The organism is Pontibacter pamirensis (assembly GCF_010015475.1).
In the GTDB taxonomy this organism is placed as follows: Bacteria; Bacteroidota; Bacteroidia; order Cytophagales; family Hymenobacteraceae; genus Pontibacter; species Pontibacter pamirensis.
In genome coordinates, this window is record NZ_SSNI01000076.1 from 1 (window position 1) to 8,347 (window position 8,347).

The following is an 8,347-nucleotide window of genomic DNA, read 5'->3' on the forward strand; positions in this document are numbered from 1 at the left end:
AGCGGCTGGCACTTATAGCTGTGGCAAACAAACTCATAAAGCAGGCTTTTGCCATCGCTACCAAAGGAGAGTATTACATGGAAAAATCATAAGCAAAATATTGCTTTTAAACACAGTTCATTTCGAAGTAGGCATGAGTAGTCTCAAATTTTAACACCACCTGCACCTTACTTCAAGATTTCCTCAAAAAAGAAACTTACATTCATGGGTACTATGAAAGTACTGATCATTGAGGATAACAGGGAACTAGCTCAGAACATCAAGGATTTTCTGCTCCGTGAGGGATACCTATGTGAACTCTGTTTCTCTTTTGAAGAAGCAGAGGATAAGCTTATATCCTATTCTTACGATTGCATTGTACTGGACATTATGCTGCCAGACGGAAACGGGTTGAACTTGCTCAGGCAGATTAGGTCAGGAAATAATGAAAGCAGCGTCTTGATTATTTCAGCTAAAAACGCCTTAGATGACAAAGTTCAGGGACTTGACCTGGGGGCGGACGATTACATAACCAAACCCTTCCATCTTCCGGAGCTGCATTCCCGCTTGAAGGCTATCTACCGACGCAAGTTCCTCCGGGCAGACAATACCATCACCTTTCAGGAGATCAGCGTAAACGCCGACACTATGGAAGCAAAAGTAAACAACACGCTCCTGGACCTGACCCGGAAAGAATTCGACCTGCTGCTTTACTTTCTGATTAGCAAAAACAGGGTGCTGAGCCGCCAGTCTATTGCCGAGCACTTATGGGGCGACTACACCGATAACCTGGATAACTTTGATTTTGTGTACCAGCATGTAAAGAACCTGCGAAAGAAAATCACCGCTTCTGGTGGTAAAGATTACATAGGCACTGTGTATGGATTAGGGTACAGATTTGACACAAGCCGACGATGAAACTACCCAGGCTAAAGCTAATCGATCAGTTAACCCTCTGGTTTCTTCTCGTAACTGCGCTGGTACTGTTAGTTGGCGGTGTCATTGTCTTCCATGTTGTACAAAGGGAAATCATCCGGGAAGATGCCCGCCGGCTCCAGGACACGGTCGAGATGTTGGCCAGGAGCTTACAGGACGGCACCGAAATAGAGCAACTGGATGGGTATCAGGTAAACATCGAGGAACTGGACCCGGCAGCCCGAAAGATTCCCATGCATGTCAAGGATACGGTGGCCTGGTTTCCACCACACCAGCATTATGAGCGGGAGTTAAGGGCAGTTGCCTCGTATAAAATCAACAACAAGCACTATCAAATCGCCGCTTCCAATTTAGTGCCCGAGCAGGATGAAATAGCGGATGGAGTGGTTCAGTCCCTGGGCTGGACTTTTATTCTCCTCCTGGTTTTAGTCGGGCTGCTAAGCCGGTTTCTATCTGGTAGGATACTCGCTCCGTTCAACCAGACCCTGCAGGCAGTAAAATCTTTCTCTTTGGCAAAGCAAAGCCCGCTTCGGCTTGGCTCCACCCGGACAAGAGAGTTTAAGCTGCTGAATCAGTTCCTGGAGAACATGTCCCGGAAAGCAGTGGCAGACTACCGCTCTTTGAAGGAGTTCACCGAAAACGCTTCCCATGAACTGCAGACACCCCTGGCCGTCATTCGGGGAAAGCTTGAGTTATTGATGGAAACGGAAATCAGCGACAGGCAGGCCAGCCTTATACTGGCAGCCCATGAGGCGGTGGAGAGACTCTCTAAAACCAACCAGGCCCTTACCTTGCTCACCAGAATGGAGAATCAGGAGTATAAGTCCAACAGTCTGATAAACCTCAGTACGCTCCTGCACCATGCCTTGCACTCCTATCATGAACTCTTCCTGATGAGAGCAATCGGTTTAGAAACGGAGTTAGAGGAAGAGGTAGAAGTAAGGTTGAACGCTGCATTGGCAGACATCCTGCTCCATAACCTGATCAGCAACGCCATTCGCCATAATGACCAGGACGGCAGGGTAAAGGTCATATTAACGTCTGCAGGGCTTCTTATTCAAAACACAGGGAAGCCGCCTCAGCTACAACCAGAAGAATTATTCCACCGCTTTAAGAAGGACAACCAAAGTGCTGATTCGATAGGGCTTGGCCTGGCTATCGTAAAGCAGATATGTGTTCTGAACGGTTTCGAGGTGAATTACCAGTACCAGGAAGGGTGGCATAAGCTGGAAGTACTTTTCAACCCTCCTTCCCGGAAAATGCCCGAAGCTGCAGTGTAAAAACAGCCTGTTGAAGGGTAAGCCCTGAAACTTCAAAATTGCTATAAAGTCTCTTGCCTTATTTGCCTATAGATAAGTGGCGGACTTTAAATACAAGGAATTATGAGGCTCAGATCAACATGCGGTTCCCTTCTTTTGCTGTTAATGCTCCCGGGCTGGCTTCTGGCACAAACAACCGGGGAAAATACTTTTTCTATTAAAGGCACCTTGCTCGATGAGCAAAACAAGCCCATCCCCTATGGGAACATTATCCTCTTCCAGGATTCAGACTCTAGCCTGGTGCGTGGCACCAACTCAGATGAGGCAGGAAGATTTAACCTGGCGGCTAAACCTGGAGACTATTTTCTGAAGATTACCATGATCTCTTACCAGGAAAAAATCATTCCTGATGTGAGAGTGGTGAATCAGGATTTGCAGATGGGCACCCTGCGACTGAAGCCCGGCACCACGCTGCTGGGGGAGGTGGTGGTACAGGGAGAGAAAAGCCAGATGGAGCTCCAACTGGACAAACGGGTTTTCAATGTAGGCACAGACCTGAGCAACATAGGCGGGAACGCTGCGGAAATACTCGACAACGTGCCTTCCGTGTCAGTCGATGTAGAAGGGAACGTCAGCCTGAGAGGGAGCCAGAATGTCCGTATCCTGGTAGACGGGCGACCGTCGGGGCTGACAGGCATCAGCAGCCCGGATGCGTTGCGTCAGCTTCAGGGTAACTTGATAGAAAAGATCGAGGTGATCACCAACCCTTCTTCACGCTACGATGCAGAGGGCGAGGTGGGGATTATCAATATCATCCTGAAAAAGGAAAAAAGCGACGGCATCACAGGTTCTTTTACCGCTACGATGGGCCACCCTGCCAACTACGGAGGCTCGTTTGATATCAACTACCGGAAAAAGAAGGTGAACCTGTTTTCCAGCTATGGCATTAACTACCGGTCAAGGCCAGGCTCCGGTTCTTCCTACCAGGCCTTCAACAGGAGCGACACAGTTTTTTCCTATACTGAAGTGAGCCGGCGCAACAGGGGAGGGCTCTCGCACAATTTTCGGGTGGGTATGGATTATTACCTGAACGAGAGGAACATCCTGACGGGCTCTGTACTTTACCGCAGGTCTGACGGGCGTAATACCTCTCAGTTTCAGTACGAGGACTTTGACCGGTATGGTGAACTGGTTGGGGTAACCCTTCGGGATGAACGGGAAAGGGAGCCGGAAAACAACACGGAGGCGGCGATAAGTTTCCGGAGGGAGTTCCAGCAGGAAGGCCGCGCCTTCACGGCCGACTTTAAGTGGATAGAGAGCGATGAAGATGAACTCTCCACTTTCCGGGAAGGTGATCCTGCCGGAACAGGAAGCCTAAGGCAGCGATCGTCTAACACCGAAGATGAGCGGAACCTGCTGTTCCAGGCAGATTACGTGCATCCTTTTGGGGAAAGAGGAAAATGGGAAGCAGGGGTCAAGACAACCGCGCGCGTGCTGCAAAATGACTTTCTGGTAGAGCAGCAGGAAGGGGATGAGGGGTGGACGGTGCTGCCTGCCTTTGACAACAACCTGATATACCGCGAAAACATACACGCGGCATATTTGATGGGCGGAAGCCAGTTCGATAAGTTCTCCCTGCAGGCAGGCCTGCGGGGAGAATTCTCCGACATTACCACGGAACTGCCGGAAGTAAACCAGGTAAACCGGCGCAGGTACTTTAACTTGTTTCCAAGCGCACACCTTTCCTACGAACTCAACAAGCTCCAGTCGCTGCAACTCAGTTATAGCTACCGGCTCAGCCGTCCAGGTTTCAGAGAGTTACTGCCGTTTTCGGGCTACAGTAACGCCAGATCACTGATGACCGGAAATCCGGACCTGAATCCGGAATACACCCACTCGATGGAAGGGGGGTATCTGATGAACTGGGGAAGCGGCTCCTTGCTATCAAGCGCTTACTACCGCTACCGGACCGGGGTCATTCAGCGGATCACCATCGTGGATTCAGTTGGGTTCAGCCGTATGTACCCGGTCAACCTGGCCACCGAGAATGCCTATGGGCTGGAGTTTAACCTTTCAAGCACCTTGCAGAGTTGGTGGAACCTGAATGCCAACTTCAATTTTTACAGGGCCATCACCGAAGGCTTCCATCAGGACAGGCTTTTGGAAAGCGACACTTACACCTGGACGAGCAGGGTTACCTCAAAGATGACCTTCTTCAGGCAGTTGAATTTCCAGGCCGGGTTAAATTACCGCGGTCCCAGGCAGATTCCCCAGGGCCGGGAACTGGCGATGTATGCCATAGACCTGGGACTGTCCAAAGATGTGCTGAAAGACAAGGGCACCCTCACCTTAAGCGTGCAGGACCTGCTAAATACCCGAAAAAGGAGGGTTGTCATTGAAGAGGAAGGCTATTACGCCACTTCCACTTTCCAATGGAGTGCCCGTCAGGTCCTGCTCACCTTTAACTACCGGTTGAACCGCAGCAAAAAGGAAGTGCGCGGCCGGGAAGGCATAGAGGAAAATGAGCCGGACAACTAAGGAGCAATCAAACCCAATTATCTAACTCAATTATTAAATTTTAAATCCGCACATGAAGTCACTATTTGCCACCAGTATAAATCCCTCCAAGGTTCACCTGGCCCTGCTGCTGCTTCGGGTAGTGGTTGCCTGCACTATGCTCTTCCACGGCATCCCGAAACTAGAAAAATTATTAGCTGGGGATTTCACTTTCGGTGATCCAATTGGCATAGGCAGTGGTCCTTCTTTGGTTTTGGCTGCTTTTGCTGAATTTGCTTGCTCTCTGCTAGTCTTCATAGGCCTTGGCACCCGTTTAGCCACCATCCCTCTGATTATTACGATGCTGGTAGCTGCTTTCATTGCGCATGCCGATGATCCCATTACCGAAAAAGATTTGATACTACTGTATCTGCTTGTTTACAGTGTTTTGCTACTCCTGGGTAGCGGTAAGTACTCTGTTGATAACCTGCTTCGTAAAAACAGTGCCGTCAAAGCTACGGCTTCAGTGTAGCTGGGAGGACTTGGTGATTTCATCAGTTTCCTTTTAACAAGGTTAATCCTATATTGCTCATGGCAAACAAGTAAGGCTCCCCGTGATGAGGAGCCTTACTTGTTCTATAACGCTGATTATGTTTAGTAATGAACTGTATGTTGAGTGGGCTCTTCGGCTACAGGAACATAAGGAAGCGTGATAGTAAACTCCGTCCACTCTCCTTGCACAGTGTCCATGCTCAGTTCTCCTCCGTGCCCCTTGGTGATGGTATCATAGGAGAGTGAAAGCCCTAAGCCGGTTCCTTGACCAGTGGGTTTGGTGGTAAAGAAAGGCTGGAAGATTTTGCCCTTGATGTTCTCGGAAATACCGGTGCCGTTGTCCCAGACCCTCATTTCTGCCTGATTGCCTTGCCTTGTAGTGCTTACCCTTACCTTCGGCTCATATCCCACCATCCCCAGCTTCTGCTTCTGCTGCACAGCATAAAAAGCGTTGTTGAAGAGGTTAAGCAACACCCTTCCCAGGTCCTGGGGCACCACTTCCACGTGACCCATGCTTTGGTCGTAGCAGGTATCGAGGGTACATTGAAAGTTCTTTTCTTTGACCCGGATGCCGAAGTAGGAGAGGCGCATGTATTCGTCTGCCAGGGCATTGAGGTTGGTGGGGTGTTTGTCCCCCGTGCTGGCGCGGGAGTGCTCCAACATCCCTTTGACGATGGCATCGGCTCTTTGGCCGTGAAGCAGGACCTTCTTTTGGTTCTGCGACAGATCCGAAACCAGCTCCTGCAGGTTCTTCTTCTCCCCAGGTGGGACACTCAGCTGTCTCACCTCCTCCTGCACTTCCTGGCACAGCTCCTGGCCCAACTCCGAGAAGTTGTTGACGAAGTTGAGCGGGTTCTGGATCTCATGGGCGATGCCAGCGGTGAGCTCTCCTAGACTGGCCATTTTCTCCTTGTGCACAAGCTGGTTTTGCGTGGCTTTCAAGTCATCCAGCGTGGTTTGCAGTTTTTCCTTTTGCGTGATAACCTCAGCCGTTCTTTCGACCACCTGGCGCTCCAGCGTTTCATTTTGGGAAGCAAGGAGTTGCTGTTTTTCCTGCTCCTGCGCTAGTGTCTTCTCCGAGAGGTGCTGTACTTCTTTTAATTTCGCTTCTAGTGAGCGGCTGGTGAAGGCAAACTCCAGGGCCAGTAAGATGGAGATGGACATAGGAAAGCTTAGGGCACCTATATTCCACATAAAGTGACCCACAATCCAGTTTGGACCTGCCGGTAGATATCCATAGGCCATAGCCATAAAAAGGGAGAAGAAAGCGAAAAGCAAATTGCCCCGCCTGCAACAATTCTTGCTCCCCGCTGCTTTCTTCTTATGGCTATAATAGCGACTCTCATTGTCTCTAATGGAATAAGCAAGAAAATTAGATCAATTAAAAAATCTTTCATTTGATAAAACCAAAAGCTCGACCCAAAAAAGAGGATAAGTCCAACAGTCAGAGTCCAAAAGTAGATTCCTTTAGACTGGTTAAACAGCCGGTAGAGGGCCATCAGGTAAAAGACATAGTTTAGCACAAAAACAAAAGCACATCCAAGGATGAGCAGGTACACTTTAGCTTCCACTGAATAGGTTTTGTAGGCTGAGTTTATCATCCATGCCGCCAGAGCGGAAAAAAGGGCATAAAGGAAGAAGTACATGTTGGCCCTTTGCGCCGGATAAAACCAAAAGAAGGCAAGGTGGAGAATGGCAAGAATAAAAAAGAAACCTATACGGAAATATTCAAAAGACGTGATGTCGTTTAAGTTTGCATAATCAACTGCCGCGTTTGTCTCGTTCAGGCGAAAGCTCAGGGCAGGGGCGAACACATTGCCAAATTGAAAGTAGGGAAGATCTTTCTGCAAGGCAAAGCGCACAGCCAGCACCTGTTCAGAGCCACTGCCCAATGGCAAGACTATCACCTGCCCGTAAGGCAGCGTAAGAGCCTGCACCTTTTCTGGGTTTGGGCTCACGACACCCAATTGTTTAATCAGCCGCCCATTTAAGTAAATTTCTGACGCACCTGCCTGCCCCCCTACAAGCACCAGCGACTGCTGACGCAACACACTATCTAAGCAGAGATGCAGCCGAAACCAAACAATACTATGCTGCCAGAGCGTAGGCAGGACCTTTATCTCCTTTGTAGGGTCTACGGCCTGCCATCCGCTGTCATCATAGTTGTGGCCAGCCCACTCTGGGTTGTCCCCTGCCTGAAGCTTCCATCCCCTGTCCAGTAGCACTCCATCCTGTGGTAAATGCTTTAAATGAACGGCACAGGCATCTTTTTCCTGTGCCCGCAGCTGGACTTGTGCAAAAGAGAAGAGGAAGATAATAATGATTCCCAGTTTCATAGCGCAGCTATCTATTGAGCAAACACAGTAAGGGAAGTGGTAAACAACAACCAGTGACCTCCTCTCGCTTGCTTCTTTAATATCATAATACGTGTTTTATTAGGATAATATAAAGTCAAATTTTAACTTATGTAGCTTTATATCCATCTTCTGTTTTCGAAGTTGATATAAGAGATATCAGGCTAGATGTTTAGTAAACACAAGTGATAAGCTTTTAGCTCTAGCTGCTGTAAAGCGGTAGTTGGTCCAAGGATTTTACTTTATATCCCGTAAAACGGGGATATTTTAATACAGCCTGCAGTATCCTCTGTTGCTTGCCTGATGGCCAGCAGGAATGACTGTTGCTATGCCATTCCATTCCCTGTGTTTCTGAGGTAAGTGGCGTTAGTGGATGACTGGAGGCCTATTCAGCCATGACTTCGGAGAGTTCAGAACATTCCTGTAAGCGGGGCTGCATCAAGTAACATGTAGTATTCTGTTGCAGTGATATTCTTGGCAATACTGGAGCGCATTTTAAACGCAGCACCCACGGTGGTTTCCATATTGTAGGTGTTCGCTATAGCGATAGCTTCCCGTATGCTGCTTGCCCTGATACCTGCCCACGATTCCTCCGGCTGTCCTGGAATTTTAAGCTTAATTTTAAAATGTCTCATGAAGCATTAGTGGCTGTTGCACAACCGGTTGAAGATAGGCGTTAAAGGATAATGACCTATTGCTTAAAGTTATGCAGGGCAAGAAAACTTTCAAAGATGAGAAGGAGCTGCTCTTCTCGCTCTCGGCGCACGTGCC

At 48.9% G+C, this 8,347-nt stretch carries 7 protein-coding genes; 4 read left to right on the plus strand and 3 right to left on the minus strand.

All coding sequences use genetic code 11. The features are described 5' to 3' along the window. Nucleotides 1–204: 204 nt before the first annotated feature. From E1919_RS26495 to E1919_RS26510, 4 genes are all read left to right on the plus strand, one after another. Nucleotides 205–897 (plus strand): response regulator transcription factor, encoded by a 693-nt coding sequence (locus tag E1919_RS26495; RefSeq protein ID WP_317168275.1) that lies wholly within the window; start codon nucleotides 205–207, stop codon nucleotides 895–897. Continuing rightward, nucleotides 894–2,195, plus strand: a complete 1,302-nt coding sequence (locus E1919_RS26500) for a sensor histidine kinase (protein WP_162056419.1) — start codon at nucleotides 894–896, stop codon at nucleotides 2,193–2,195. Before E1919_RS26495 ends, E1919_RS26500 begins: the two co-directional genes overlap by 4 nt. Before the next feature lie 102 nt (nucleotides 2,196–2,297). Further along, nucleotides 2,298–4,712 carry a TonB-dependent receptor gene (locus tag E1919_RS26505; protein ID WP_162056420.1) on the plus strand — a complete coding sequence of 805 codons (2,415 nt, stop codon included), beginning with the start codon at nucleotides 2,298–2,300 and terminating at the stop codon, nucleotides 4,710–4,712. 52 nt (nucleotides 4,713–4,764) lie between these two features. Next, nucleotides 4,765–5,202: a DoxX family protein gene (locus E1919_RS26510; protein ID WP_162056421.1), complete on the plus strand. Its 438-nt coding sequence runs from the start codon at nucleotides 4,765–4,767 to the stop codon at nucleotides 5,200–5,202. 122 nt (nucleotides 5,203–5,324) lie between these two features. On the opposite strand, the gene E1919_RS26515 is transcribed toward E1919_RS26510, so the two are convergent. From E1919_RS26515 to E1919_RS26525, 3 genes are all read right to left on the minus strand, one after another. Continuing rightward, nucleotides 5,325–6,467 (minus strand): sensor histidine kinase, encoded by a 1,143-nt coding sequence (locus tag E1919_RS26515; protein ID WP_237144880.1) that lies wholly within the window; start codon nucleotides 6,465–6,467, stop codon nucleotides 5,325–5,327. Next, nucleotides 6,404–7,558, minus strand: coding sequence for a hypothetical protein (locus tag E1919_RS26520; protein ID WP_162056423.1), 1,155 nt, complete (start codon nucleotides 7,556–7,558; stop codon nucleotides 6,404–6,406). Before E1919_RS26520 ends, E1919_RS26515 begins: the two co-directional genes overlap by 64 nt. 428 nt (nucleotides 7,559–7,986) lie before the next feature. Further along, nucleotides 7,987–8,211, minus strand: coding sequence for a hypothetical protein (locus tag E1919_RS26525; RefSeq protein ID WP_162056424.1), 225 nt, complete (start codon nucleotides 8,209–8,211; stop codon nucleotides 7,987–7,989). Between the last annotated feature and the right edge of the window lie 136 nt (nucleotides 8,212–8,347).